The organism is Vibrio sp. 1751, from assembly GCF_033339895.1.
Taxonomy (GTDB): domain Bacteria; phylum Pseudomonadota; class Gammaproteobacteria; order Enterobacterales; family Vibrionaceae; genus Vibrio; species Vibrio alginolyticus.
Map to the genome: position 1 here is coordinate 44,994 of NZ_JAWOVM010000011.1, position 25,063 is coordinate 70,056.

At 45.7% G+C, this 25,063-nt stretch carries 27 protein-coding genes and 1 tRNA gene; 8 read left to right on the plus strand and 20 right to left on the minus strand.

The window, feature by feature from the left end; all coding sequences use genetic code 11:
* Positions 1-2: 2 nt before the first annotated feature.
* Both minD and minC read right to left on the minus strand, forming a co-directional pair.
* A complete protein-coding gene (gene minD, locus R7041_RS06325) occupies positions 3-815 on the minus strand; it encodes a septum site-determining protein MinD (protein WP_005388331.1) in 813 nt (270 codons plus the stop codon).
* A gap of 17 nt (positions 816-832) precedes the next feature.
* Complete coding sequence (gene minC / locus R7041_RS06330; protein ID WP_005382304.1) at positions 833-1,495, minus strand: septum site-determining protein MinC; 663 nt, start codon at positions 1,493-1,495, stop codon at positions 833-835.
* Between the two features lie 197 nt (positions 1,496-1,692).
* Here minC and R7041_RS06335 point away from each other — a divergent pair, with 197 nt between their 5' ends.
* The 4 genes from R7041_RS06335 (at position 1,693) to R7041_RS06350 (ending at position 5,484) form a co-directional block, all read left to right on the plus strand.
* Positions 1,693-1,974, plus strand: coding sequence for a YcgL domain-containing protein (locus R7041_RS06335; protein ID WP_005382303.1), 282 nt, complete (start codon positions 1,693-1,695; stop codon positions 1,972-1,974).
* A gap of 48 nt (positions 1,975-2,022) precedes the next feature.
* Entirely contained in the window at positions 2,023-2,994 is a 972-nt protein-coding gene (locus R7041_RS06340; RefSeq protein WP_005388330.1) for a lytic transglycosylase domain-containing protein, read from the plus strand.
* Positions 2,995-3,082: 88 nt separating this feature from the next.
* Complete coding sequence (locus R7041_RS06345) at positions 3,083-4,027, plus strand: LysR family transcriptional regulator (protein ID WP_017634801.1); 945 nt, start codon at positions 3,083-3,085, stop codon at positions 4,025-4,027.
* Positions 4,028-4,284: 257 nt separating this feature from the next.
* Positions 4,285-5,484 carry a NupC/NupG family nucleoside CNT transporter gene (locus tag R7041_RS06350; RefSeq protein ID WP_005382298.1) on the plus strand — a complete coding sequence of 400 codons (1,200 nt, stop codon included), beginning with the start codon at positions 4,285-4,287 and terminating at the stop codon, positions 5,482-5,484.
* Positions 5,485-5,551: 67 nt separating this feature from the next.
* Here R7041_RS06350 and folD read toward each other — a convergent pair whose 3' ends face one another.
* Positions 5,552-6,412 (minus strand): bifunctional methylenetetrahydrofolate dehydrogenase/methenyltetrahydrofolate cyclohydrolase FolD, encoded by an 861-nt coding sequence (folD, locus tag R7041_RS06355; protein WP_054702170.1) that lies wholly within the window; start codon positions 6,410-6,412, stop codon positions 5,552-5,554.
* Positions 6,413-6,615: 203 nt separating this feature from the next.
* On the opposite strand from folD, the gene R7041_RS06360 reads away from it, so the two are divergent.
* Positions 6,616-6,692, plus strand: a tRNA-Arg gene (locus R7041_RS06360).
* A 185-nt stretch (positions 6,693-6,877) separates the two neighbouring features.
* Here R7041_RS06360 and R7041_RS06365 read toward each other — a convergent pair.
* The 17 genes from R7041_RS06365 to R7041_RS06445 are packed head-to-tail and all read right to left on the minus strand — an operon-like array spanning position 6,878 to position 22,092.
* On the minus strand, positions 6,878-8,101 hold the full coding sequence (locus R7041_RS06365; RefSeq protein ID WP_005382295.1) for a beta-ketoacyl-ACP synthase: 1,224 nt from the start codon (positions 8,099-8,101) through the stop codon (positions 6,878-6,880).
* Complete coding sequence (gene fabG / locus R7041_RS06370) at positions 8,098-8,823, minus strand: 3-oxoacyl-ACP reductase FabG (protein WP_064369066.1); 726 nt, start codon at positions 8,821-8,823, stop codon at positions 8,098-8,100. The genes R7041_RS06365 and fabG overlap by 4 nt, the downstream gene beginning before the upstream one ends.
* Positions 8,820-9,284: a hotdog family protein gene (locus tag R7041_RS06375; protein WP_047009504.1), complete on the minus strand. Its 465-nt coding sequence runs from the start codon at positions 9,282-9,284 to the stop codon at positions 8,820-8,822. Before R7041_RS06375 ends, fabG begins: the two co-directional genes overlap by 4 nt.
* The gene (locus tag R7041_RS06380; RefSeq protein ID WP_064369067.1) at positions 9,277-10,464 is read right to left on the minus strand and encodes a beta-ketoacyl-[acyl-carrier-protein] synthase family protein; all 1,188 of its coding nucleotides are present in this window, start codon (positions 10,462-10,464) and stop codon (positions 9,277-9,279) included. Before R7041_RS06380 ends, R7041_RS06375 begins: the two co-directional genes overlap by 8 nt.
* 20 nt (positions 10,465-10,484) lie before the next feature.
* On the minus strand, positions 10,485-11,096 hold the full coding sequence (locus tag R7041_RS06385; RefSeq protein ID WP_053350454.1) for a DUF3261 domain-containing protein: 612 nt from the start codon (positions 11,094-11,096) through the stop codon (positions 10,485-10,487).
* The gene (locus R7041_RS06390) at positions 11,093-13,435 is read right to left on the minus strand and encodes an MMPL family transporter (protein ID WP_206949628.1); all 2,343 of its coding nucleotides are present in this window, start codon (positions 13,433-13,435) and stop codon (positions 11,093-11,095) included. Before R7041_RS06390 ends, R7041_RS06385 begins: the two co-directional genes overlap by 4 nt.
* Positions 13,407-14,027, minus strand: coding sequence for a LolA family protein (locus R7041_RS06395; RefSeq protein WP_017634795.1), 621 nt, complete (start codon positions 14,025-14,027; stop codon positions 13,407-13,409). Before R7041_RS06395 ends, R7041_RS06390 begins: the two co-directional genes overlap by 29 nt.
* On the minus strand, positions 14,027-14,473 hold the full coding sequence (locus R7041_RS06400; protein WP_206949629.1) for an acyl-CoA thioesterase: 447 nt from the start codon (positions 14,471-14,473) through the stop codon (positions 14,027-14,029). The genes R7041_RS06395 and R7041_RS06400 overlap by 1 nt, the downstream gene beginning before the upstream one ends.
* Positions 14,473-16,026 carry an HAL/PAL/TAL family ammonia-lyase gene (hutH, locus tag R7041_RS06405; protein ID WP_047102876.1) on the minus strand — a complete coding sequence of 518 codons (1,554 nt, stop codon included), beginning with the start codon at positions 16,024-16,026 and terminating at the stop codon, positions 14,473-14,475. Before hutH ends, R7041_RS06400 begins: the two co-directional genes overlap by 1 nt.
* Entirely contained in the window at positions 16,010-17,716 is a 1,707-nt protein-coding gene (locus R7041_RS06410) for a glycosyltransferase family 2 protein (protein ID WP_206949630.1), read from the minus strand. The genes hutH and R7041_RS06410 overlap by 17 nt, the downstream gene beginning before the upstream one ends.
* A complete protein-coding gene (locus R7041_RS06415; RefSeq protein ID WP_053315508.1) occupies positions 17,709-18,077 on the minus strand; it encodes a 3-hydroxyacyl-ACP dehydratase in 369 nt (122 codons plus the stop codon). The genes R7041_RS06410 and R7041_RS06415 overlap by 8 nt, the downstream gene beginning before the upstream one ends.
* 10 nt (positions 18,078-18,087) lie before the next feature.
* Positions 18,088-19,488, minus strand: coding sequence for an AMP-binding protein (locus R7041_RS06420; protein WP_206949631.1), 1,401 nt, complete (start codon positions 19,486-19,488; stop codon positions 18,088-18,090).
* 4 nt (positions 19,489-19,492) lie between these two features.
* Positions 19,493-20,053, minus strand: coding sequence for a hypothetical protein (locus tag R7041_RS06425; protein WP_206949632.1), 561 nt, complete (start codon positions 20,051-20,053; stop codon positions 19,493-19,495).
* Complete coding sequence (locus R7041_RS06430; RefSeq protein WP_005382279.1) at positions 20,053-20,310, minus strand: acyl carrier protein; 258 nt, start codon at positions 20,308-20,310, stop codon at positions 20,053-20,055. The genes R7041_RS06425 and R7041_RS06430 overlap by 1 nt, the downstream gene beginning before the upstream one ends.
* Positions 20,311-20,325: 15 nt before the next feature.
* On the minus strand, positions 20,326-20,586 hold the full coding sequence (locus R7041_RS06435; protein WP_005382278.1) for a phosphopantetheine-binding protein: 261 nt from the start codon (positions 20,584-20,586) through the stop codon (positions 20,326-20,328).
* Between the two features lie 13 nt (positions 20,587-20,599).
* Positions 20,600-21,367 carry a lysophospholipid acyltransferase family protein gene (locus R7041_RS06440; RefSeq protein WP_005388305.1) on the minus strand — a complete coding sequence of 256 codons (768 nt, stop codon included), beginning with the start codon at positions 21,365-21,367 and terminating at the stop codon, positions 20,600-20,602.
* Positions 21,364-22,092 (minus strand): beta-ketoacyl synthase chain length factor, encoded by a 729-nt coding sequence (locus R7041_RS06445; protein WP_206949633.1) that lies wholly within the window; start codon positions 22,090-22,092, stop codon positions 21,364-21,366. The genes R7041_RS06440 and R7041_RS06445 overlap by 4 nt, the downstream gene beginning before the upstream one ends.
* A gap of 76 nt (positions 22,093-22,168) precedes the next feature.
* Between R7041_RS06445 and R7041_RS06450 the strand changes: the two genes are divergently transcribed.
* Genes R7041_RS06450 through R7041_RS06460 form a run of 3 tightly spaced genes read left to right on the plus strand, consistent with a single transcriptional unit; the run spans position 22,169 to position 24,914 of the window.
* Positions 22,169-22,567 (plus strand): hypothetical protein, encoded by a 399-nt coding sequence (locus R7041_RS06450; protein ID WP_005382272.1) that lies wholly within the window; start codon positions 22,169-22,171, stop codon positions 22,565-22,567.
* A gap of 27 nt (positions 22,568-22,594) precedes the next feature.
* Positions 22,595-23,662 carry a class I SAM-dependent methyltransferase gene (locus tag R7041_RS06455; RefSeq protein ID WP_206949634.1) on the plus strand — a complete coding sequence of 356 codons (1,068 nt, stop codon included), beginning with the start codon at positions 22,595-22,597 and terminating at the stop codon, positions 23,660-23,662.
* Positions 23,663-23,669: 7 nt separating this feature from the next.
* The gene (locus R7041_RS06460; RefSeq protein ID WP_206949635.1) at positions 23,670-24,914 is read left to right on the plus strand and encodes an NAD(P)/FAD-dependent oxidoreductase; all 1,245 of its coding nucleotides are present in this window, start codon (positions 23,670-23,672) and stop codon (positions 24,912-24,914) included.
* The last annotated feature ends 149 nt before the right edge of the window (positions 24,915-25,063 follow it).

Consider the following 25,063-nt stretch of genomic DNA (forward strand, 5'->3'; position numbering starts at 1 on the left):
GTCTAGCCTCCAAAGAGTCGTTTAAAGAGTCCTTTCTTCTCCTCAGTAAGGAAACGAAATTCAACCTGATTGCCTAATAAGCGATCAACGGTGTCAGAATAAGCCATACCCGCATCGGTGTTATCGTCAAAAGTGACTGGCACACCTTTGTTTGACGCGTTAAGTACGGCTTGGCTTTCTGGAATCACGCCCAGTAGTGGAATATGTAAGATCTCCTCAACGTCTTCAACGCTTAGCATTTCGCCTTGAGTGACGCGAGATGGGTTGTAGCGAGTCAGTAACAGATGCTGTTTTACTGGCTCTAGCCCCTGTTCTGCACGCAGTGACTTAGAATCTAAAATACCGAGAATGCGGTCAGAGTCACGTACAGAAGAGACTTCTGGGTTCGTTGTGACAATGGCTTCATCGGCATAGTACAAGGCCATTAACGCGCCTTGCTCGATACCTGCTGGTGAATCACAAATAATAAAATCAAAGCCCATTTCATCAAGTTCACCGAATACGCGCTGAACACCATCTTTTGTCAGTGCGTCTTTATCACGAGTTTGAGAAGCAGGAAGAATAAATAGGTTGTCCGTGCGCTTATCTTTGATCAGCGCTTGGTTTAATGTCGCTTCGCCGTTAATGACGTTTACAAAGTCATACACGACGCGGCGCTCACAGCCCATGATTAGATCGAGGTTACGCAAACCGATGTCAAAATCGATCACCGCGGTCTTTTTTCCCTTAAGAGCTAGACCAGAGGCGATGGCTGCGCTTGAAGTGGTTTTACCAACGCCACCTTTACCAGACGTTACTACAATAATGCGTGCCATTTTTTTTCCTTTTTAGATTAAATCGCGAGAACTTCTAAATGTAATGATTCATCGGCTTTACTGATCATTACTTTCTTTTGCCAGTACTCGCTTTCAATTTGATCGCTTAACCAGTAGTCACCCGCAATGGATACCAGTTCTGCTTGTAAATCGTGGCAAATAATACGCGCTTCCTGCTGACCACTTGCTCCTGCAATCGCACGACCTCGAAGTGTGCCATGGATATGAATAGAGCCGTCAGCAATGACTTCAGCACCTGCACTGACGTGCGCCAGCACCACCAAATCACCATCTTTTGCGTAGATCTGTTGTCCTGAGCGGACAGGCGTACGAACTACTTTCGTTGGTGCCATTTTGGCAGGTGCTTGGCTTGGTGATTTGCTCGCCGACATAATGGCGAAGCCAGCTTCGGAAGCAAGGTTTTGTACACGCTTGTCTTTACAGCCCGTTACACCGACCGGAATAAAACCAGCATCTGAGATGCCTTGTTTAAGCTTAGGGAAATCAATGTCGCCTTGTACTTTTGCTATATTGATTACCAAAGGCGCGGATGCAAAAAAAGAAGGTGCTTGAGAAACTTTTTCTTGCAAAAATTCGACAGTCTTTGCGATCTCATTGTCAGAAAGGTGTAAAACTGACAATGTAAAACTGCTACCTTTAAGGTCTGGTGAATGGGTCATCGTGGACTTCTTGCCTTTATTGAAAGAGCGTTGCCTTAAACTAGGTATGTCATGTTATATTTCATCCTTTGACGCAGCAAGTTCTCTCGTGGGCAAATAGGTGAATTAATCTCAAATTTGCTATTAAGTTTGCGAGAATTTGACGTTTTCAACCTAATCCGCACTCAACGCGGCTAAATCAGCATAAAAGGCGTGTCATGCTTTGTTCTATTTATAAAAGCTCGAAAAAAGAAGGTACTTATCTCTATATTCCGAAAAAGGATGATTTTTCACAGGTTCCTGACACCTTAATGCAGATGTTCGGTAAGCCTATCGCTGTCATGACGATTAAACTTGATGGCCGTAAATTGGCACAAGTTGATATCGAAAAAGTGAAGGCTTCATTACAAAATGATGGCTTCTTTCTTCAGGTTCCACCGCCGCCGGAGAACCTATTAGAAAAGTACAAAGAACAAAAAGCCCAGCAGAAAGGCGAATAACGTCATCGTTTTTCATCTGGGATTTCTGCCTTGCTCAAGGAGGGCAATATGAAAAAGATACTGGCTACCATGCTTAGCGTTGGTATGTGTACCTCGGCTTTTGCAAGTAGCGAGGGTTTTGATGAATACTTGAATAAGCTGCGTGCTGAAGCTCGTGATAAAGGTATCTCAGAGCAGGTCATTAGTGCTGCTTTTGCTAATGTTGAGTACAAGCCGCGAGCAGTAAAAGCGGACCGAAACCAACCAGAAAAGAAACTGACATTGGATGAGTACATTCCTCGCGCGGTGCCTGAATGGAAGGTGAAGCAAGCCAGACAACTCTACAAAGAGCATTACACTGAGCTAAAGCGTATAGGCGATGAGTACGGTGTCCACCCGCGCTTTATTGTGGCACTCTGGGGAGTTGAAAGTAACTTTGGTAAGTTTACCGGCAACTTTAAAGTGATTGATGCACTATCCACAATGGCATTTGAAGGCCGTCGTGAAGAGTTTTTCCGTAAAGAGACTATGTCGGCACTTCAGATCCTCGATCAAGGCCATATTGAGCTAGAGAACTTTAAAGGCTCATGGGCTGGTGCGATGGGTCAATGCCAGTTTATGCCAAGCTCTTTCCTTCGTTTTGCTGCTGACGGCAACGGTGATGGTAAAAAAGACATATGGCAATCTGAAGCGGACGTGTTTGCATCAACCGCTAACTATTTGAGCAAGTCTGGTTGGGATGATAAATATACTTGGGGTCGCCAAGTTAAGGTTCCTAAAAATATTGATCGCAGCCTAGAAGGGCGCACGGCTGAAAAAGGCAAATACCTTCAAGAGTGGAGCCAATTAGGTATCACAAAATATGACGGTAGCCCGTTGCCAAAACTGGATGAAGACATCAAAGCATGGTTGATCATGCCGGACGACGAGAATGGTCGTACGTATCTGGTTTACAATAACTACAACGTATTGATGAAGTGGAACCGCTCTTACTACTTCGCACTTGCTGTGAGTCACTTGGCTGACCGCATTAAATACTGATCTGCCATCAAACAATTTGGCATTCAGTCTTCAATACAAGGGCTCTTCGGAGCCCTTTGTTTTTTCTATAACCAAATCGAGGTAAAGCGTGTTATCTGAACGTGCCGCACAAATGGTGATTTTCTCCGCTCTTCTTAAACACAAAAGCTTCACAGCTGCTGCAAAGAGCTTAGGCGTGTCGGTGTCTCATGTGAGTAAACAGTTGAGTCAGTTAGAAGCGTCTCTTGGTATCAAGCTTGTTCAACGCACTACGCGAAGCTTTACGCCGACTGAGGCAGGGAAAACCTTTTTTCATCACTGTGAGCAAGTGGTACAAGCGGTGAGCAGCGCCACATTAGAGATGGAAACCCAGCGGGATGAAGTGGCAGGTTTGGTACGTCTTGGGTTGTCGCAATCATTTGGTACCTTACACATTATTCCAGCGATTCAAGAGTTACGCGAACTGTATCCTCAACTTCAAGTGGAAGTACATCTGTTTGACTATAAGGTCGATATGTTAGCCGAAGGGCTCGATTTATGGGTAACCAACAACGAGCATTTGCCTGAAGGTTACATTGCGCAGCGTTTGACGGATTGCCAGTTTGTTGTTGCGGCATCGCCAGATTACTTATTGAAACATGACACGCCAACAGAACCGGATGACCTATCTGCTCACAACTGCCTCATATACAGAAGCTGGGAGCGTGACTATACGGGGTGGGCGTTTACCAAAGATCAGCAAGAATTGAACGTAAAAGTCTCGGGTAACTATTCAGTAGATCTGGCAGAAGCCGTTCGGGATGCGGCTATTGCAGGTTGGGGTATTGCCTACCTTGCCACTTACTTGCTGGGTGATGAGTTCAGAACGGGTAAGTTAATACAGCTGTTACCTGATTGGAAAGCCAGCCAGTCGATGCCGTTTTATGCGGTATACCCAAGCCGCCAGCATATGCCAAAAAAAATATCCGCAGTGATTAACTTTATCAAACAGAAGATCGGCAACCCTTGTCATTGGGACCAACGTTTGGCGCCTTACATCTCTATTCCTAAATAACAGGATCAATGACGTTGTAGAACGACACATAAGGTGATTCACTTCACAAAAATTTTTCCTGAATCAGAAACATATTTTCCATATGGAAACAATTAAAATAAGCAAACGTTTATCTTCAATAAATTCAATTGGTTATTTTTCTGGTCAGTTATTGGTCGCTTAAACTTTTCACACTGTTAACATCCTCAACTTGCAGCATTTTGAGTCCGCTATACAATCCGGTGCCTTCTATATCCCCCTTCTGTCGGATTCATTTTATGAACTCAATTATTGGTATCGTAGCCATACTATTCCTAGCATGGCTACTTTCTACAAATAGAAAAAATATAAAGCTGAGAACGGTGTCGTTTGCGTTTGCTTTGCAGGTACTGTTTGCGTTGTTGGTTTTATATGTACCAGCAGGAAGAGATGCGCTGAATTCAGTGAGCAGTGTTGTGTCGAATTTGATCAACTATGGTCAAGAGGGCATTGCGTTTTTATTCGGTAATTTGGCGACAGGGGGCTTCACCTTTGCGATCAATGTTCTGGGTATCATCGTTTTCTTCTCCTCTCTTATCTCAGGTCTTTATCACATTGGTGTGATGCCAAAAATCATTAACTTTATCGGTGGTGGTATTCAAAAGCTGCTGGGTATCGGTCGTGCGGAGTCTTTGTCTGCAACAGCAAACATTTTTGTCGGTACCATTGAAGCACCATTGATGGTAAAGCCTTACCTAAAACACATGACTGACTCGCAGTTCTTTGCAGTTATGACAGGTGGTTTAGCGTCAGTTGCTGGCGGAACGTTGGTCGGTTACGCATCACTGGGTGTCGACCTCAACTATCTTATTGCAGCTGCATTTATGTCGGCACCTGCCGGCTTGTTGATGGCAAAAATTTTAATGCCAGAAGATACGGATAAAGCAGCAGATATCGACATTAGCCAAGTTGAAATTCCACGTGCAACCAACGTAGTAGAAGCATTAGCCGATGGTGCCATGGCGGGTGTACGCATTGCTGTATCGGTCGGTGGTACGTTACTGGCGTTTATTAGTGTCATTGCAATGCTAAACGGTATGTTAGGTTGGATAGGTGATCTGATTGGGACACCATTAAGTTTTGAGCTCATCCTAGGTTTTGTGTTTGCGCCAGTCGCTTGGTTGTTGGGTATACCATGGCAAGAAGCAACCACAGCAGGCTCGCTGATTGGTAACAAGATTGTGGTGAATGAGTTCGTCGCTTTCATCCAGCTTGCAGAAGTGAAGTCTCAACTTAGTGAACACTCACAAGCAATCGTGACGTTTGCTTTGTGTGGCTTTGCAAATATCTCAAGCATGGCGATGCTGATTGGAGGGTTGGGCTCTTTGGTACCAGAAAAGCGTGCATTTGTTTCTAAGCATGGTTTCCGTGCGATTATCGCTGGTGTCATGGCGAACTTAATGAGCGCTTCTATTGCGGGCGTGATTTTAAGTCTGTAATTGAAATAGATATCAACAATTAGCAAAAAGGCTCCTTGCGGAGCCTTTTTCGTATCTGAAATTTACGTTATTTGTCTGTGTGGAACTGTTCGCAAGCGAGCATCGTGTTCTCAATTAAACTTGCGACGGTCATTGGGCCAACGCCACCAGGAACAGGAGTAATAAAGCTCGCACTTTCACGTGCTTTGTCGTATTCCACGTCGCCAACTAGTTTACCTGAATCAAGACGGTTAATACCGACATCGACCACCACTGCGCCTTTTTTAATCCATTCTCCAGGGATGAAGTTAGGTTTACCAACCGCAACCACGACAACGTCAGCTTGACGCACATGACTCTCTAGGTCTTTGGTAAAACGGTGACATGTTGTTGTTGTGCAGCCCGCAAGCAGCAGCTCAAGTGTCATTGGACGACCAACAATGTTTGATGCGCCAACCACAACCGCATGTTTACCACGTAGCTCAATGTTGTAACGGTCGAGTAGGGTAATGATGCCCTTTGGCGTGCAAGAGCGAAGCTTTGGAATACGTTGCGCAAGACGGCCAACGTTATAAGGGTGGAAGCCATCCACGTCCTTCTCTGGGTGAATGCGCTCTAAAACATGTGTTGTGTTTATACCTGCAGGAAGGGGTAATTGCACTAGAATGCCGTCAATTTCATCATCGTTGTTTAATTCATCAATCAGCGCTAGTAACTCTTCTTCTGAGCTAGACGCAGGAAGGTCAAAAGACTTAGAAACAAACCCAACTTCTTCACATGCGCGGCGTTTGCTACCGACATAAACTTGAGAAGCAGGATCTTCACCAACTAGAACCACTGCTAAACCAGGAGCACGTAGCCCAGCTTCAACACGTGCTTTAACACGTGCAGCCACTTCGGATCGAACAGTTTGGGAAATGAGAGTTCCGTCTATATTTTGAGCAGTCATGACTTTCCTTATAAATTAAGAAGGCAGATTATCTGCGGCGCATTGTCGCAGAATTTCTTATCAACATCCATACGCAAACGTTTGCTTTGTGGTGTTTTTGAACATTAAGCGTTTTAATGGACTTTTTTTAGGCATTCAGATCAGAATGTTATGAAAACCCGTTGATTTACCCGTTTGAACTCGTATAATCCTGTCCCTGTAGCGCGCCCTTAGCTCAGCTGGATAGAGCACGTCCCTTCTAAGGATGTGGTCATTGGTTCGAATCCAATAGGGCGTGCCATTTATTCAAAAGCCCCGATAACTCTTTGAGTTGTCGGGGCTTTGTCGTTTTTAGGTTTTTGGCTGTAATTGCCACTCTATCTACAACTTTTGAATGGCATTCTAGCCATTGCAATTTCTAGCAATCTGGATAGCCACCAACAAAAAAGCGCTGGTTAACCAGCGCTTTTGCATTTACTAAGGGCATTACATCTTTTTAAAGATGATGGAGGTGTTGATGCCGCCAAAGGCGAAGTTGTTACTCATCAAATATTTCACGTCCAGCTCTCGGCCTTGTCCGGCGATGTAGTCTAAATCACCACATTGCTCGTCGAGGTTTTTTAGGTTGAGCGTTGGGTTGAACCAGCCTGTGTGCATCATTTCTAAACCTAGCCACGCTTCAATCGCGCCACAGGCGCCTAGTGTGTGGCCAAAGTAGCTCTTGAGTGAACTTATTGGCACTTTGCCCAGAGCATTCGCTGTTGCGTTGCTTTCCGCAATATCGCCGCGGTCGGTGGCAGTGCCGTGAGCAGATACATAGTCGATCTTCTCAGCAGGAATCCCCGCGTTTTGCAAAGCCATTTCCATACAGATTTGCATGGTTTCCATCTGTGGTTGAGTGACGTGTGCGGCATCACAGTTGCTGGCAAAACCGATGATTTCTGCATAGATTTTCGCGCCACGAGCGACGGCGTGTTCGTACTCTTCCAGAACTAGCGTTCCCGCACCTTCACCAATCACCAAACCATCGCGATCGGAGTCATAAGGTCTTGGTGTGCTTTTCGGGTCTTCATTCTTCAGACTGGTGGCAAAAAGGGTATCGAAGACAGCAGATTCCGTTGGGCACAATTCTTCAGCGCCACCAGCAACCATCACCGTTTGGTAGCCGTGTTTGATCGCTTCGTAGGCATAGCCGATTGCTTGGCTGCCAGAAGTACATGCACTGCTGGTTGGGATCACTCGGCCTTTCAAACCGAAAAATAGACCAACGTTCACTGCCGTAGTATGCGGCATCATCTGCACGTAAGTCGTTGCGGTGATCGCTTTAGTGGTTTTCTCATTTAGCATGACACCAAATGCACCGATTGCGTCGGTACTGCCTGTTGATGAGCCGTATGCGATACCCGTTTGACCGTTGGTTAGCACGTCGTTACCAATCAAACCTGCTTGGCTTAGTGCGTTTTCTGTTGCGACGGTCGCCAATTTGGAAACACGCCCCATGCCGCGTACTTGCTTGCGCTTGTAGTGCTTTGGCAGTTCAAAATCTAAAATTGGTGCCGCGAGCTTGGTGTTCAAACCATCATACTGTTCGTAAGAAGGCATGTATTGCGTCGCGTTCTGGCAGTCACGCAGTTTTGGTTCGACAGATTGCCAATCGTTACCAAACGCAGTCACGCCTGACATTCCGGTTACAACAACTCGACGGCTCATACTAGGCCTCCGTTTACCGAAATGACTTGGCGAGTTACATAGCCTGCGATGTCAGACATAAGGTAACTGACTAAACCAGCAACTTCTTCTGGCTCTCCCATGCGGCGCAAAGGAATTTGCGGCATCGCGTGTTCTTTCACGTGTTCGTCTACCATGCCTGTGCCGATAAGCCCTGGAGCAACGCAGTTTACGGTAATTTTGCGTTTTGCCAGTTCAAGAGCGAGTGATTTTGTTGCACCAATTACGCCCGCTTTCGCTGCGCTGTAGTTAGTTTGACCACGATTCCCCATTAGGCCAGAGACTGATGCAAGGGTAACAATTCGGCCTCCTTTGCGCTTTTGCACCATTGGCATAACACAAGGGTGAAGAACGTTGTAGAAGCTATCTAAGTTGGTATGAATTACACCATCCCATTCTTCTTCGGTCATCGCAGGGAAAGCGGTATCTTTTGTGATGCCAGCGTTGTTTACGACGCCATAGTAAGCGCCGTGTTCGGCGATATCGGCTTCTAGCTTCTCACGACAATCTGCACGGTCACTGATGTCGAATTGGATAAGACGACCGCTACCACCATGCTGTTCGATGGTGTTTAGGGTGTCTTGCGCGCCTTGTTGATCGCCCATGTAATGGACAATGACTTGGAAACCATCTTTGGCTAATTGAACGGCAATGGCTTTACCGATGCCTTTGCTGGCACCTGTAACGAGGACTTGTCGGGTCATTGTTGACTCCTGATTTTCATTTCTTGTAATTTTTCTTCTGATGGAACGTAAACGTTCAATTGGCAAGTCGCTACAACAGTTCCTTGTAGCTCAATACGGGCTGAAAAAACCGCCATACCGTTATCTTCCATAACTTTTTCAGCATACACATCGAGCACCTGTCCGCGAGAAAACGCATCGCATTCAGACGTGTATCGACGGCTACCAAGCAAAAAGCCAATCGGTGGCGCTTGTTCTTTCATTAATGCGTGGTAACCAGACCACGCCGCGACAGATTGCGCCATAAACTCAATGCCAACGTAAGCTGGCACAGTTTGAGAGGCTGAGTCGAAGAACGGGTTGTGTTCTACGATATCAACCTGGCAGTGAATCGTATCTTGTTGAACATCCAAAGCACGATCAACCAAGATCATTGGTTTGTCGTGTGGCAAAAGTTGTTCGATGGGAGGAAGTTTAGTCATGAGCGTAACCAAAAATAAGACTAATATTATTGCCACCAAAAGCAAAAGAGTTGCTGAGAATCGCTTTGTTACCCAGTTTGGTTGGCGTCTCAACTAACGATATATGGATATCGTCTGCCTTGGTTTCGCAGTGTTGTATTGGCAAATCAAGGTTGTACTTGAGAATATGCCAAGCGATCGCGGCTTCCGTTGCACTTGCTGCGCCTAATGTGTGTCCGGTAAGTGGCTTTGTCGAGCTTACGGGAACGGAGTCACCAAAGCAGCGATGAATGGCTTTGCTTTCCATCGCATCGTTTAACGGCGTTGCTGTGCCATGCGCGTTGATGTAACCAATGTCTTGCGCTGTAAGTCCTGCATTGGCCAACGCTTTTTTCATCGCTTCTTCTGCGCCTAACCCTTCTGGATGTGGTGCGGAAATATGGTGTGCGTCTGAGCTGTCGCCAGCTCCGAGAAGAGCAACGGGCGCAGGTGTTTTGCTTAGCAACATTAATGCTGCGGCTTCACCGATATTGATGCCGTTGCGATGTTGGTCAAACGGCTTACAAAGGGTATCGGATAGAGCTTCTAAACCGTTAAAGCCGTTTAGTGTGAGGCGACAAATGGTATCCACACCACCCACAATAACCGCATCAACAATGCCAGAGCGAATCAGGCGTTGCGCGGTTAAAAAGACACGGCCACTAGAAGAACAGGCGGTTGAAACTGAGTAATGTGGGCCGCTCAAATCAAAGTAGGCGGCAATAAAATCGCTGCAGTTGCCAAGCTCTTGTTTGGTGTAATGGTAGTCGGCAGGAAAATTACCCTTTGCCAGCTTTTCACCAAATGCGATTTCGCCATCTGAAATGCCAGATGTGCTGGTGCCGATCACGACTGCGATACGGTCACGACCATATTTAGCAATGGCGTCACGCACGTCGCCTTCGATTTGCAGCAAAGCCGAAAGTGCGAGGCGGTTGTTTCTCGTATCAAACTGGCTGAGTGCGGTCGGTAATTGCGGTAACGTCTGTGCAATTCGACCGATTACTGTTTGGCGGCCTGAATTTAAAATATCTCGGTCAACCACCATGTTGGATGGCTTCGCTCCCGATAAACACTGATGGATGAGCGCATCATCTTGTCCCATGGCAGAGTGAAAGCCACAGGCCTGAATATACAAAGGTTGAGAAGAGCGAATAGGCATATTGTTATTCTAAATTGTTCTTAATTAATCTGATGTTGCAGTGTTTGAATAGAAATTGAAAACTGATGTTTGAGGTGATGAAAATCAATCTTACCCTCTAACTTGTTAGACGAGCTGTATTGAATCTCAATGATCTTTTCACCGTCGCTATCAAAGATGGCGCGAGAATTATTTTTATCAATAATTCGCCACCTTACCTCATTTAACGACCCTTCCCAAGCGGAACTCGGCCAGAGCGTGATCATCAGGTTAAATAATACCTGTTCTGGCTGCGGTAGCGAACCTTGTAAACCGTTGAGCACTTCGGTTTGAATTTGTTCTCCATCGTAAGACAGTGAGAGTACTCTCGTCCCCCAGGATGAGAAGCCTGCCAGCACCACTTCGTTGTTGATCACTTGCAGTTGTACCGGAAGTTGCTCAGATTTGGTTTTACCATCTATTGCCCAAGAAGCCGTAATTAACTGACTGGCAGACAACTGATAGCCCAAGCTTGCGGGAGTGGGTAAGCTAACTTGGGTGTGCTCGGCAATGTCGACCTGAGGCGTCGATTGGTGAGGGACCAAGCTGCATGCACTTAAAAACAGGCTCAGTGCGAATAACGTCGCGCAGCGAAAGGCGTGATTGAAAATCATGACGTCGTTTCCTCTGTTTTAATTGCAATCGGAGAGAGCAGCCAAGCGACAAAAATACCACTTAACACCGTAATGCCGAAACTGTGAATCGCGTGAGTTTGGCTGAGTGACAGCAACCCAAATGACAACACAGTGGTCATTGCCGAAAGGGTGATCGCCAATAGTGTGCTCACACTGCGGGCTTTCTCGGCAAAGAACAGAGTGTAATCGATCCCGATACCAAGAATGAGCACCAAGCCAAGCAAGTTGAACAGGTTTAATGTTGTTCCCATCGCGACAGCAGTTGCAAGACCGCAGGCGCAAGCAATCAATGATGGCAGTAAAACTCGCCAACTGTGTTGCAGACCGTACCGCTTGATTAATACCAGAAAGATCACAGCACTGGCGGCTGCCAATAGCTCCATGATTTTGATTCGGTATTCACCAAATAGGGCGGATATTTCTTCAGCTTTGTTTAGGTAAACAACATCAGACTGTGATTTGGCAAATGCCTTAACAACAGCGGAGTCTTGCAATTGGTTTAACACCACAACCGTTGCCGATTTTTCTTTAATTTTACCCAAATGAAGAAAACGTACAGGCGCTGATACCGGGTTTTGCAAGTACTGTTCAACCGTAACAGGGATAAAGTCGGCGTCCATTTTGGGCTTTTTACTTAAGCCCAACCCGGAAGTAAGTGGGCTGGATTGTGTCGCGTAAAGATCGCGAATCAATTGATAGTCTTGTTGCTGACGTTCCACTGAGCTCAAGTAGCGGCTCAGGCTCTGGTAGCTTTCGATGGTGCTTTCCGCTTTCCACGCTTCTAAAGTTGGTGTCAAAGACTCCAGCTTTTTCATTAGGCTTTCGTCATCGTCGGCGGTAACGACCAACATTTGCTGCGAAGATTGCATGCCACTGAGCGTCGTAATCAAGGTTTCTTGCTGCTTGAGATCTTTCGGCATCGTTTGCAGCAGACGAATGTCGTCATCGTAGTTCAATTGCAGCAAGAAAAAGCCACTCGCAACCACACATAACATCGGTAATCCGACTTTAATTCGAGGTTGATTCCAAAGCGTTAACCATTTCGCCAACAGTGATTGTCCTGGTAAGTTCGAAATGGATCGCGATGGGTTACGAGCCAGTATCGGATACCAAGCCACCACGGTGATGTAAGCAGCAATCAGACCAATGGATGAAAACAGCGCAAGCTGCTGCAAACCTGGAAACGGTGCCACTAACATGCCCAAATAGCCGATCAAACTGGTGATTAAGCCAAGTGTGATAGCTATGAAAATATGCTTTAATCCTTGCTCGCTATCCCATTCATTTCCCGCCGCAAGACGTTCGGTTAGGTAGTGGAATGCGTAGTCGATAGACACGCCGATTAAACTTGCGCCAAACACTAAACTGAACAGATGGACTTTTCCAAAAATCCACGTCGTAACGGACAAAGCAACGAGCAGACCAATGGTGATGGAAAGCAGTGCTAGGGACAGCGGCATCACACTCCGAAAGACCAGCAAGAACAATGCAATGATACCGAGTAGAGAGAATACACCGATGGTGCTGATCTCCGATTTTGCACTTTGCGTACCAAAGTCAGCGTAAAATAGAACGCCAGTATGTGCGACTTCAGCGCCATATTTCTGCGCGACGCCTTGTTCTAGCGCTTGAATATCAGGGACTGCAAGTTGCCCAGTTAGGCTATAAGGCGAGTCTTTTAGCTCGGCAGTAATAAGCAAGTATTGAGCACCGTCTTTTTCGACGGACAGATAGCCGTTATCCAATCGGAAAGAGGACGATTGCTGGGTAACTTGGCTCAAATAATCACGAAATAGCAAGAAAGGATCATTTTGTAACTCTTGCCCGGTCACTCCAGAAAACGGGTTGTACAGCGACTGAATCACATGCTGCACTTGCTGTTCTGGATTTTGGCTTAAACGCTCTCGTTGTTCAGGCGTCAGCAATTGGAAACGGTGCTTAAAGTAGTAACTCGCCCAAGCTTGCTGCTCTTGAGGTGAGATTTTTCCCACCACATCGCGAAAATGATTACTTTGTCGTAACCCCTTATCAAATTCAGTGGCCGCTGCAAAAAGGGCATTTTTGTCCGGCGCTGTGATCACGAAAATGACTTTGTCGCTCATACTTGCCGAGACCGACTCAAAGGCTTGCTCTGCCACTGGGTTTTGTTGGTTCTTCGGCAACAGTTTTAAAATGTTGGTCTCAATCGGAGATTCTGCGCTCCAAACCCATTGTTTGAGTAGCAACGCGCCCGCTAAAACAACGAGATTGAGCCAAACCAGAGCAAAGGTATGAGTGCCAAGACTGAGTTTAGAAACGGAATTGAGCGTCTTCGGCATCCGTGAGTTCCTGAGGTAGAGAGGTCTGGTTCGTAAACGTGATTTCGGTCTTATCGCCACGCAGCTCTTGTAGGGTTAGGCGATCAATGTGCGTTTTACCGGAAAGAGTGATGGATTGAAACACCGCATTTAATGGCGACTGTTTTGGCACTAAAACGAGCTGCCATTGATTGTTCTCAACTGAAAAATCGAGTGTGAATTGTTCTTGCAGTGCAGAAGTATCCCCGTGGAACACGGATAAAAACACATGGCTAAAGTAGAACGCCATTGGGTTTTCTTCAGCAGAAATCGTTTTCGGAGCTTGGTCGGCAAAAGTCTGACGAAGTTTGTTTTCCGTCAATACCAAATTGACTGCGAAAGGTTCAGTTTGTTGCCACAACAAGCCATGTGTTTTGCTCAGTGTGAACTGACCTTTAGAGGTTAAAGGTTGACTAAACATTTCCAGATGACGCTGCTGCGTAAAATCTCCGCGTACGATTTCATGCTGAGACAACTGCTGTTGAAGCGATGCCAAATCCGTTACGTTTGCTGTCGGTGTGGCCAGTGCTGGAACAGAAAATATCAACAAAAAAGAGAGTAACCACTTTTGCATTAGTTCAGGCTCCCATGGTTGTGCCATTGCTCTACTTTATCTAAAAAGACTGCTGGAGAAACAAAGCACATCTCTTGCTTTTCAATGTATACGGCGACTTGCGTTGTATGCGCTTTGCACATACGTTGATTCGTTTCGGCGTCGTAAATCACGTAATCCACACGCAAGCGGTTTTCCCACTCCGTGAGTTGCGCGGTAATGCGAATGGTGTGATTAAACGGAATCGCCTTGACGTATTTAACGCGCGTGTCGATGATCGGCCACATATACCCAGAGTCTTGCATATCGCGATAGCTGTATTGGATCTTCTCCATCAGCACACGACGCGCTTCTTCAAAATACCGAAAGAAGTTGCCGTGATATATCACGCCCATCGGGTCAGCATCTTGGAATGAGGTGACCATAGTCACCTCCGCTTCTAATGGGTAGAGAACCTGCTCTTGCATTATACCTCCGCGTAGAGTGGCCAATGACGTTGCTGAATGCGTTCAATGAAATGACGCAAATCTTGTTCCAATGGGCGATCTTCAATCACAAACTCAAACTCGCTCAGCACGGCGTCACGAATTACTCGCAAACTCTGACTCATGTGGTGTTCGTCCAATTCGTTATGACGACGACGTATCTCAACCGCTTGAACGCTTGCTAGGAGTGAAGCCGCAGCAACTTGCTCTGTTAACTCAAGTACGCGTAAGCAATCACGAGCCGCAATGGTGCCCATGCTCACTTTGTCTTGGTTGTGACATTCGGTTGAGCGAGAAAAAACGCTCGCTGGCATGGTGTTTTTCAACGCTTCTGCCGTCCAAGCTGAGATACCAATCTGAACCGCTTTAAAGCCGTGGTTGATCGGTTTACGCTCGCCTTCTGCACCGGTTAAGTTAAACGGCAGGCCGTTATTGAACTTGTAATCCATCAGTTGCGCCATCTGACGGTCCAGCAAATCAGCTAAGTTGGCAATGTTCACTTTCAACGTATCCATCGCCATTGCGATATGACCACCGTAGAAGTGACCGCCGTGCAGAACGCGCTCGTTGTCGCCATCGATAATTGGATTGTCGTTGGCACTATTTAGTTCATTCTCAATCAATTGACGTAGCCAAGGCAGTGAGTCTTGCACCATGCCAATTACGTGTGGCGCACAACGCAGCGAGTAGCGATCTTGCAGTCGGTCGCTATTGCGTGGCGGACGCTCAGCATTGAGATCATCACGCAGCCAAGCCGCAACTTGCTGTTGACCAGGGTGAGGCTTTACCGCAAACAACGCTTCATCAAAGTGGAAGTCATTACCTTGCATACCCACAGAGACCATCGCGGTAATCTTGGTGCAAAGCTGAGCTAGGTATTCTGCGCGTTTGTAGGCAAGACAGGCGAGGGCAGTCATCACGGATGTACCGTTCATTAACGCCAAACCTTCTTTTGGTTTTAGGCGAATTGGCTCAATGCCCAGCTCTGCAAACACTTCTTGTGTTGGTCGCACATCACCTTTGTAAAGCACTTCACGTTCGCCAATTAAGGTCGCCGCTAGGTAAGACAGAGGCGTTAAATCGCCACTTGCGCCCACCGAGCCCTCTTGTGGAATACGCGGCGCAATGTCGTGGTTGATAAGCGTAACGATTTGGTTCAACAGATCGTGAGACACGCCAGATACGCCTTGCGACAATGAACATAAACGTGTTGCCAGCACCGCACGAGCTTGCTCATGAGAAAGGATTTGACCTAAGCCACAACCATGGAAGCGTGTAAGGTGCAACGGAAGTTCATCCACAAGAGCGGGTGGAATCGCCACAGTACATGAATCGCCGTAACCCGTGGTCACGCCGTAAATAACGCCTTCTTCCTTCAGTAATCGTTCCAGAAACGCCACGCCACGATCAATTTTCGCGGTAAATTCTGGCGAGGTGTTCATGTGTGCCTTTGCACCTTGAGCAATGGCAACGACATCTTCGATGGTTAAAGATTGGGCACCAAAAGTGATGTTGTGATTATTGTTGTTTGTCATGTGGCTGATTACTTAAAGTCCAGAAGTTAAAAAAGTTGTACCACTGTAACGGCGCTTGCAGTGTGTGGTGTTCTAATCTTTGTGCGTACTGTTGAACAACGCGTTCTAGTGCCTGCTGACGCTCCTTGCGTGGTAGCGTGACTTGGTCACTAAAGTGTTCAAAGTACACATTAAAATGCGGAGTGTTCGCTTCATCGTCGCGTAGGCCGAAGAGTAAGTAAACCGGCGCTTTTAATACCGAGGCTAGCATGAATGGGCCTTGCGGGAATGGTGCAGGTTTACCAAGAAAATCTGCCCAAACGACACGATTTTCTTTGCAGGTGGAAGTGCGATCGCCAACGATCACCACCCATTCGCCTTGCTCGATTTTTTGTTGAAGCAGAATCGCGGTGTCTGGTCCCATTGAGCTGACTTGAATCAGATTCAGTTCCGAATTTGGGTTTACCGCCTTCATTACCGCATTAAATTGTTCAGCGTGTTGGGTAAATACCAAGGCATTGATTTTGACATGAGAGTGTCGACGACCAAGCGCACGGCAGAGTTCGATATTGCCAAGGTGCGAGCCTAAAATGAGCACGCCTTGTTTTTTCTGCGCCATCTCTTCGAAATGATGCTGGCCGTGAATGGTTAGGTTATCGACGTTAAAGTCACCTTGCCATGCTGCCAGTTTGTCGAGCATGGTTCGCCCAAAAGAAAGCAGATGATGATAGCTGTCCAACTGTTTTGGTAGTGCGATGCTCTGCTGCGTTGCGTAGTACTGCAAGTTTTGCAGGTAAATCTCAGACGCTTCACGGGCAGATTTACCCGTGAAGTGGTAGTAGCGCATGACTAATTTTAAAATCAGGTCAAACGCTTTTCTGCCGAACAAGCGGTAAACCGCGAGTAAGGTTTTGATGCCTAAAATCGTGCCTTGTTCTTTTCGTTTCGACCAGTGGGCATTACTGTCATCTGTGTTTTGGCGCTTTCTGGCGAGTAGCGAAGGAATGCGCGGCAACATGCCAAAAAATAGGCGAGTGTGCATCCAGCTTATCTTGACGTTATCCCACAATGCGTCGAAGTGGGAAATGCCACCTTCAGGGTAGATCACGCGCGTTGGAACAAAATCAATGTCGACGCCTTCCCAGTACATTCGCACTAGAATTTCGATATCAAAATCCATGCGTTTGCCGATACTGTACTTGTTCAACACGGCGACCGTTTTCGCCACTGGGTAGGCGCGAAAACCGCACATGCTGTCTTTGATAGACAGTGACAAGGTTTCTATCCACACCCACACGTGCGTAGCGTAGCGACCATACAAACGGGATTTAGGTACGCTCTCGTCGTATATCGGTTGGCCCGAAATCAGGTTATCTGGTTTTGTTTCGCTGGCGCTGAGCAATTTCGGCAATGCTTCTAGGTCGTGTTGACCGTCTGCGTCGATTTGAATGGTGTGCGTAAAACCAAGTTGGTGAGCTTGATGTAGGCCTGCCATCACCGCGCCACCTTTGCCTTGGTTTTCACTCAAACTAATCAGTTTTATCAGCCCTTGTTCACTCAAAGCAGAAAGCGCTTGTTTGGTGTCTTCATTGCTGCCGTCGTCAACGGCCAGCACTGGCAAAGCGAAAGAGGATAACGACGCAACCACGTCTGCAATTGTGCTGCCGTGGTTGTAGCAAGGAATTAAAAAGCAGGGGCGATAATCACTCACGTGACTCACCCAGTTTCATTTTGCCTGAAGAGTGAGTCACCAAGGTTTCACCGTTTTTCGATGTGTACTTAAAGGTCAATTTCTCGCGCTCATTGTCCCAAGAGAGTGAGAGGCAAACGGCTGCGTTTGGTAGAATCGGCTCTTGAAATTTGATGACTTCCATTCCTTTAAATACCTTGGGAGTATTCAAATGTTGAACGGCGTAGAACAGCGCCCAATCAATTTGAGTGACGCCGGGTAAAAGAGGGAAGTGATTGAAATGACCTTGGAAATCTAAGATGTCAGCATCCACTCGCAGCGACAGCTCCGCGGTATGGTCACTCACTTCAATATTCTGAATAGTTGGTTTTCTTTTATCCATGTTACTAGCTTTATTGGAATAGTTTTTCAATTTCAGCAACTTGGCGTTTGCCTTGGCTGTTCAAGGGAATTTCGTCGACCACTCGGAATTTTCTCGGGATAGCGATCGGTTCTAGCCAATTGCGCAGTGCCTTGCGAAGCTCAAGCCAAAATTTGCCTTTACCAAGTTCATTAAGCACATCGCTGCCTTGATCGTTAAGTACGATGATCGAGACTAACGTGAGACGACCAGATTCTTCCATTGGGATCACCACGCTTTCTTGAACCCACGGCAATTGATCTAAACGTTTTTCCACTTCGACAAGGGAAACACGCTTTTCTTCGACTTTGACGATTCGGTCAGTGCGTCCACGCAATTCAAAAGAAATACTATCATGGAAATAGCATTCATCCGCAGTTTGGTACCAAGTGTTTTCATCAATGTGTGGCGAGCGGAGCTTTAAACAATTTTCATGGTTAAGCTCGGCTTCAATACCAGGGAATAACGTCCAGGGAGTGCTGGCTACGTGCTGCTGACGGTAAGCGATGCCGCCGGTTTCTGTGCTGCCAAAAACTTCAATAGGAAGTGACCCAAACAACAGCTGGCTGTGTTGCGCGGCTTGGTTTGGCAGGGGGCCACCAGAAGAAAATACGCACCGAATCGCAACCGGATTATGCTCTTCACTGAGTCGTTTTAGTAACGCAGGGCTGCTTACTAGCGTGGTGTCAACATCGGCGTGATGGACAATTTGCTCAGGGAACTCTAGGTTGTGTGCTGAAAATGGACGTGCAGAACACAAAGGCCACAATACACGAAACAGCAAGCCGTAAATGTGCTGATGAGAGACGGTGCTTTCAACGCGTGTGCTGGCAACCGTGTCGCCCCACAGGTTATCTAGAATAGCAACTTCGATATCGAGCTGTTTCAGCGTTTTTGCAATGGCTTTTGGTGTGCCGCTTGAACCCGAAGTAAATAGCGTTACTGGTATTTCTGCCAGGTTTAATTCACGCCAAAAATAAGGTTGTTTGGCCTCTGGCTCGTTAATCACGGTGGTTTCTAGCAATGATTGAGCTTCGATCAAAAGCGAGCTCACCAATTCTGGAACCGAGACATCGGCATCATGCAGCAACAAATCGTAGTGCTCACTGAGCTCTTTGAGTGCTTCTAGTTGGTAATTACCAGGTAATACAATGGATTTTCCTGTATAACAACAAGCAAAAAAGCCAACGGCAAACAGGTAGCTGTTGCCAAAACACAACGCAATGTTTTGCGTTGGTTGGGTTTCTAACTGCTGAGCAAGTGTTGCGACGTGCTGCTGGAAATCACCCCACGTGATAACCGTGTCGCGATCGTAAGAGACTGGGGATTGCTCAGACCTCTCTGCGATGAACAAGGTCGCAAGGGAGGTAAAGCTCGAATACGTTGTATTCATACGATTAGTGTTCCTTTCGAACAAATTGACGCACGATCCATTCTCCAGCGAACAAGCCACCAGCAAGTAAGTAGCTGATGAGGCCGTTATAAAGCGTCCATATTTTTACTGGTAGGAAACAGGTATAGAGTGCAACGGCAGCGTTGAGCGTAAAAAAGGCGCACCAAACCATCGTCACTTTGCGAGTGTAAGCCACGCCACTAGCCGGAAGGTCGGGTTCTTGCAAGCGAGCAAGCCTCTCTATGATCGATTGCGGCTGTTTTAAGCTCAGTCCAAACACACACAGCATACATACATTGACAACGACAGGGTAAAACTGAAGCCACCCATGTTGTTTAAACACCATGCCAAGCGTAATTAGGACAATGCCAACAGCGCCCGTAGCGAGCGCCAAGAATTTAAACTCTTTTAGTGGGGTCTTATTTGCGACGAAAACACGCAAAAGTAACGCAGCAATTAACAAGCCCCCAACTAAGTTCAAGCCAAATTTATCTATACCGAAATAGACGGCGAAGGGGTAGGCAAGCAGTACAATTGCAGACAGACCAGTCAGCAATTGGCGCATTAACTTTCCTTCAATAACTCAGTAACAGCGTTAACCACATCGTCAACGGTTCTTACTGCACTAAACTCTGCTGGCTTGATTTTTTTGCCAGTGACATTCTGTAGGTGTACGACCAAATCAACGGCGTCAATGCTATCAAGATCGAGATCTTGGTATAAGTGCGCATCTGATTGAATGTCGGCTGCGTCAATTTCGAACAGCTCAACAAGCGCATCTTTAACTTGTTCAAATACTTGATCTTTATTTACATCAGTCATGAATATACCTACAACTTATTCATTAGTTTGAGAAGAAACGTATTTCGCTAGATTTGCTACAGACGCAAAGTGTTCGCGCGTATTTGAGTCGTCGGCATCAATAACGATGTTGTATTGTTTTTTTATTGCGAGTCCAAGCTCAAGCGCGTCGATAGAATCTAAGCCAAGTCCATCACCAAAAAGTGGTGCATCCGTTTCAATATCATCTACGGTTAAATCTTCAAGGTTTAAAGCATCAATAATAAGTTGCTTAATGTCGTTGTGTAACTGTTCCACTGGGACCTGCTTATTAATAAAAGTTTTCTGGAAAAATGTTTTCAGCTAGGTGCTGTTGTAAGCGTCGCGCCGCTATTGTCGGCGACGTAGTTTGCTTTATAAAGGGGGTAATCTCAACTTTATCCTTAACTTCAACCCTGAAAAAGGGCTTTGTTGCCGGTACTTGATACCATTTTTTCTCTTTTGTGAGGAAACTTGGCGTTACCGTAATATGGACAACTCTTAAATCTCGTTCTGTTCTTACCGCAATTTGTGCTGCACCGCGTTGTAATTTCGGCTCTACACCTGGTGTTGTTCTTGTTCCTTCAGGAAATATAAGCAACACGTTGCCTTTGTTAAATCGTTCATCACAAAGTGCTAATAAATCATCCGGTGCTTCATTGGGAATATATCCGGCTGCTTTTACGATGTGCTTCATAAAAGGATTCGACCATATTGCCGATTTTACTAAACAGTCGCAGCGATTTAATTGTGAAGCAATGAGAACGTAATCGATTAAACTAGGGTGGTTGGCAACAATTAAACAATTACGATCTTGTTGAAGAATATCGGCACCAATAATTTGATAATCGATTGCGCCACTCAACTTCATCAATTTACAAAATGTGTTGAATGAATATCGAATCGCACCTTGAACTTTATATTCGCGTTCCGTTTGGTCTGAAACAAAAATACGAATGGTCGGAATAACAATGAAGCTCAGTACTAAACCACCTAACCCAAATACTGAAAAACAAAAGCCTGTTGCTAGCACACGCCAATACTGATTTAAGCGAGTCATTTTTTGTGCCATTCCCAAATTTGTTTCGGAGCGTGAATAGTCCACTGGCTTTTATCTAACAAGTATTGTTGCAAAAATACTAAACCTTGAGGAAGAGGATGACCGGAACGTTCTGCGTTTATGGAGCTTTGTATCGCGAACTTGTCTCCATGAGAAAGTATTAAGCCAAGTCCAAACCCTTGGTATTGTTGGTTTTCATATTCTAAATAAGAGTCAGGCATAGGCTCATCAAAATCAACAAGCAGTACTTTTTTGTCAGGATTGTCGGACAAAAACAGCCATGCTTCTAATATTGCGCTTTGGAATGTGTTTTCTGCCGCAGCGATAGAAGTTAGGGGAATGGGTTGTTTAGTTGCGATAGTGGCAAGCCCTGCGGCGGTATTGTGCACCGATTGAGAAAAAGCCATCGGAGACGCCTCTTCTCCATTAATTATATCTTCAACTAGTGCGACGCTGCGATGCAGTTCACCATGACGGCTTGAAAATACAAGGTAATCAACTTGATGTTGATTAAGCATTTCGATTGCAGTTTGTACCGCCAGTTTACTGAGTGGGCTCATTCTTCTGCGCATCATCGCAGGAATATTTGCAACATTGATTTTGCCATCTTCTGGCCATTTTATCTCTGTTGCCCATTGTTTCCATTCATTGGATTCGGATAAACCGAATGAATTCGCTGTCCACGCATCAATATTGAACGAAATGTTGATCTTCGAGTTTGGCATATTGGGTTAAATTGTTTATTTTACAGCTCGATACAAATTGGGGTTGACCCAAATTCACAATAAAAAGGAAATTATCATGTCGCGTTTTAAGCTGTATGTCTCGTTATTATTAACTTTGCTTCTTGTTGGTTGTGGACGAGTACAACCTGTAATGAATGTGGAGGATACTCCAGTTGCTTATGATCTTCAAAATAAACAAGTAAAAATGGCCATAGTGCAATCAGCAACTAACCGAGGCTGGACGATCGAAGAAGTAAGCCCTGGTGTTCTTATTGCAAAAATCCACGTTCGTAAACACTCTGCAGAAGTAAAAATCCCATACAATAATAAATATTACTCAATTATTTATCTCAACTCAGTAAATCTCAAAGCAAGTGATGGCAAAATCCACCGCAATTACAATCGTTGGGTAAACAACTTGAATGTTGATATTCAGCGAGCTATTGCATTGTTGGGCAATCAATCTCAACAATAAAACTATTAATTGCAGTTAGGTTTTTCCGTGTTAAATCAAAATAATGACCCTTTTAATGCTTTTGAAGCGAAGACAGAAGCTCAGAAGTTATCTTTTGCACCAATCGTGTTCCAGACCGCCAAAACGCTTCGAGATTTAGGTATTTTAGCCGCTTTAGACAGCGCTGGCGCTCAAGGCATGAGTGCCACAGATATTGCCGAGAAAACGGGAGTATCAGAATATGGTGTTAAAGTACTGTTGGATATGGCGATTAGTGCGCATATTGTTTTATGGGAACGACCTAACTATTCGCTTGCAAACCTTGGTTTTTACCTTCTTCATGATGGTATGACGAATGCAAACATGGATTTTACGGCAGATGTTTGTTACGCCGCGATGATGCATTTGACGGAAGCAATTCAAGAAGGTAAACCGTCAGGTTTGAAAGAGTTGGGCAATTGGGAGACCATTTATCAAGGTCTATCGACGTTACCAGAACAAGCCAAACAGAGCTGGTTTAAGTTCGATCATTTCTATTCGGATCGCTCGTTCCCACTTCTGCTTAAAGAGGTATTTGCAAGGAAGCCAAAGCATCTTGTGGATATTGGCGGAAATACGGGAAAATGGGCGATTCAGTGTTGTAAACATGACCCTGACGTTCAAGTGACGATTGTTGATTTACCGCAGCAATTAGAAGTAGCGATAAAGAATGTTTCAGAAAACCAGTTCGTCGAGCGTGTACGTCCATACCCTGCAAACATGCTTGATAAAGCACAAACATTGCCTGAGCATGCTGACGTATGGTGGATGAGCCAGTTCTTGGATTGCTTTTCCCCAATTGAGATCCTCAATATCCTTAAAAAAGTTAAAGCCCAGTTAACGAAGGGAGATACTATTTACGTATTGGAGCTGTTTTGGGATGCTCAAAAATACGCGGGAGCTTCCTATAGCCTTAATGCCACTTCTCTTTATTTTACCTGTTTAGCTAACGGTAATAGTCGCTTTTATCGCAGTGATGATTTCTTAGAAATTGTCGAAGCGGCAGGTTTATCTGTCGTTGAAAGAACCGACAATATTGGCCTTGGTCATACCTTATTAAAACTACAAGCAAACTAAATTCAGAATGAAAATAGAGCTCAAGCAAGTTGTTGTCGTAGGAGCGGGGCCATCAGGTTCAACCGTTTCTGCCTTATTAAAATCGCGTGGCATAGATGTTGTTGTCTTAGAAAAAGCGACTTTTCCACGTTTTTCCATAGGAGAAAGCCTACTCCCTGCATGTATGGAAGTTGTTGAACAAGCAGGAATGACTCATGCAGTAAAGCAGTTTGGTTTCCAGTATAAAGATGGTGCTGCATTTCGTCGTAATGGCGTATACACCCAGTTCGACTTTACAAACAAATACACACCAGGACCGGGCACGACGTTTCAGGTTCAACGTGCCAACTTTGATAAAGTATTGGCAGATAGCGCTGAAGAGCAAGGCGTAGAGATTCGTTATCAGCATGAGCTGCTCAACCTAGTGTTTGAAGGGAAAAAGTCTCGATTAGAAGTGCTCGACTCAAATAAGAAGGCTTATCAAATCGAAGCAGATTTTGTGCTGGATGCAAGTGGCTTTGGGCGTGTTTTGCCACGCTTGTTGGAGCTAGAAGAACCTTCTTGTCTTCCGCCTAGAAAAGCGATCTTTACCCATATCGAAGATCATATCTCTCCCCAAGAGCCGGAATACGATCGCAACAAAATTTTAATTTCAGTTCATCCTGAAAATCACGACGTATGGTACTGGCTAATCCCATTCTCTAATGGTACCTGTTCGTTTGGTGTGGTGGGTGAGCCAGAATTTTTTGAACAATACCCAGAAGATAAGATTGCAGCGTTGCAGCAGTTAGCCAATGAAGAGCCGGGTTTGGCTGCTTTATTGCGAAACGCGAATTACCCGAATCCAGCAGGCGAGTTGGGTGGCTATTCTGCTAACGTCAAACGTTTAGCGACAGAGCACTACGCGTTGCTTGGTAATGCTGGTGAGTTTCTTGATCCTGTATTTTCATCGGGTGTCACTATCGCCATGAAATCGGCAGAGTTTGCAGCGGACTGCGTGGTTCGTCAGCTGAATGGTGAAAAGGTTGATTGGCAAGAAGAGTACTCGCAACGCTTAATGGTGGGAGTGAACACATTCCGCACTTATGTGGAAGGCTGGTACAACGGCACGTTGCAAGATGTGATTTTCTATCAAAACCCGAATCCACGTATTAAACAGATGATTAGTGCGATTTTGGCTGGATATGCTTGGGATACGAATAATCCTTACGTAAAACAAAGTGAGCAGCGTTTGTCGACGCTTGCAGAACTGGTTCGGGAAGCTGAACTGTAAGAATATACATTCGCTTATCCGAGAATCAGTAAACCTAGGTCTTACCAAAAAATTGGTAAGACCTTTTTAATGCCTCTTTACTTTTACTTCTAGCGTGTTGGAGACACATTGACCACTTACATCGGTGTGTATCGAATTTGAGAATTTTT

What these genes read in the sequence shown, in the direction of transcription:
- minD (WP_005388331.1), bottom strand. Translation starts at nt 815, where the DNA reads ATGGCACGCATTATTGTAGTAACGTCTGGTAAAGGTGGCGTTGGTAAA.
- R7041_RS06350 (WP_005382298.1), top strand. Translation starts at nt 4,285, where the DNA reads ATGAACTCAATTATTGGTATCGTAGCCATACTATTCCTAGCATGGCTA.
- R7041_RS06395 (WP_017634795.1), bottom strand. Translation starts at nt 14,027, where the DNA reads ATGCAAAAGTGGTTACTCTCTTTTTTGTTGATATTTTCTGTTCCAGCA.
- R7041_RS06390 (WP_206949628.1), bottom strand. Translation starts at nt 13,435, where the DNA reads ATGCCGAAGACGCTCAATTCCGTTTCTAAACTCAGTCTTGGCACTCAT.
- R7041_RS06450 (WP_005382272.1), top strand. Translation starts at nt 22,169, where the DNA reads ATGTCGCGTTTTAAGCTGTATGTCTCGTTATTATTAACTTTGCTTCTT.
- R7041_RS06415 (WP_053315508.1), bottom strand. Translation starts at nt 18,077, where the DNA reads ATGGATAAAAGAAAACCAACTATTCAGAATATTGAAGTGAGTGACCAT.
- R7041_RS06375 (WP_047009504.1), bottom strand. Translation starts at nt 9,284, where the DNA reads ATGACTAAACTTCCTCCCATCGAACAACTTTTGCCACACGACAAACCA.
- minC (WP_005382304.1), bottom strand. Translation starts at nt 1,495, where the DNA reads ATGACCCATTCACCAGACCTTAAAGGTAGCAGTTTTACATTGTCAGTT.
- R7041_RS06425 (WP_206949632.1), bottom strand. Translation starts at nt 20,053, where the DNA reads ATGCGCCAATTGCTGACTGGTCTGTCTGCAATTGTACTGCTTGCCTAC.
- R7041_RS06460 (WP_206949635.1), top strand. Translation starts at nt 23,670, where the DNA reads ATGAAAATAGAGCTCAAGCAAGTTGTTGTCGTAGGAGCGGGGCCATCA.
- R7041_RS06340 (WP_005388330.1), top strand. Translation starts at nt 2,023, where the DNA reads ATGAAAAAGATACTGGCTACCATGCTTAGCGTTGGTATGTGTACCTCG.
- R7041_RS06420 (WP_206949631.1), bottom strand. Translation starts at nt 19,488, where the DNA reads ATGAATACAACGTATTCGAGCTTTACCTCCCTTGCGACCTTGTTCATC.
- R7041_RS06400 (WP_206949629.1), bottom strand. Translation starts at nt 14,473, where the DNA reads ATGCAAGAGCAGGTTCTCTACCCATTAGAAGCGGAGGTGACTATGGTC.
- folD (WP_054702170.1), bottom strand. Translation starts at nt 6,412, where the DNA reads ATGACTGCTCAAAATATAGACGGAACTCTCATTTCCCAAACTGTTCGA.
- R7041_RS06445 (WP_206949633.1), bottom strand. Translation starts at nt 22,092, where the DNA reads ATGCCAAACTCGAAGATCAACATTTCGTTCAATATTGATGCGTGGACA.
- R7041_RS06430 (WP_005382279.1), bottom strand. Translation starts at nt 20,310, where the DNA reads ATGACTGATGTAAATAAAGATCAAGTATTTGAACAAGTTAAAGATGCG.
- hutH (WP_047102876.1), bottom strand. Translation starts at nt 16,026, where the DNA reads ATGACAAACAACAATAATCACAACATCACTTTTGGTGCCCAATCTTTA.
- R7041_RS06385 (WP_053350454.1), bottom strand. Translation starts at nt 11,096, where the DNA reads ATGATTTTCAATCACGCCTTTCGCTGCGCGACGTTATTCGCACTGAGC.
- R7041_RS06440 (WP_005388305.1), bottom strand. Translation starts at nt 21,367, where the DNA reads ATGACTCGCTTAAATCAGTATTGGCGTGTGCTAGCAACAGGCTTTTGT.
- fabG (WP_064369066.1), bottom strand. Translation starts at nt 8,823, where the DNA reads ATGACCCGACAAGTCCTCGTTACAGGTGCCAGCAAAGGCATCGGTAAA.
- R7041_RS06365 (WP_005382295.1), bottom strand. Translation starts at nt 8,101, where the DNA reads ATGAGCCGTCGAGTTGTTGTAACCGGAATGTCAGGCGTGACTGCGTTT.
- R7041_RS06335 (WP_005382303.1), top strand. Translation starts at nt 1,693, where the DNA reads ATGCTTTGTTCTATTTATAAAAGCTCGAAAAAAGAAGGTACTTATCTC.
- R7041_RS06380 (WP_064369067.1), bottom strand. Translation starts at nt 10,464, where the DNA reads ATGCCTATTCGCTCTTCTCAACCTTTGTATATTCAGGCCTGTGGCTTT.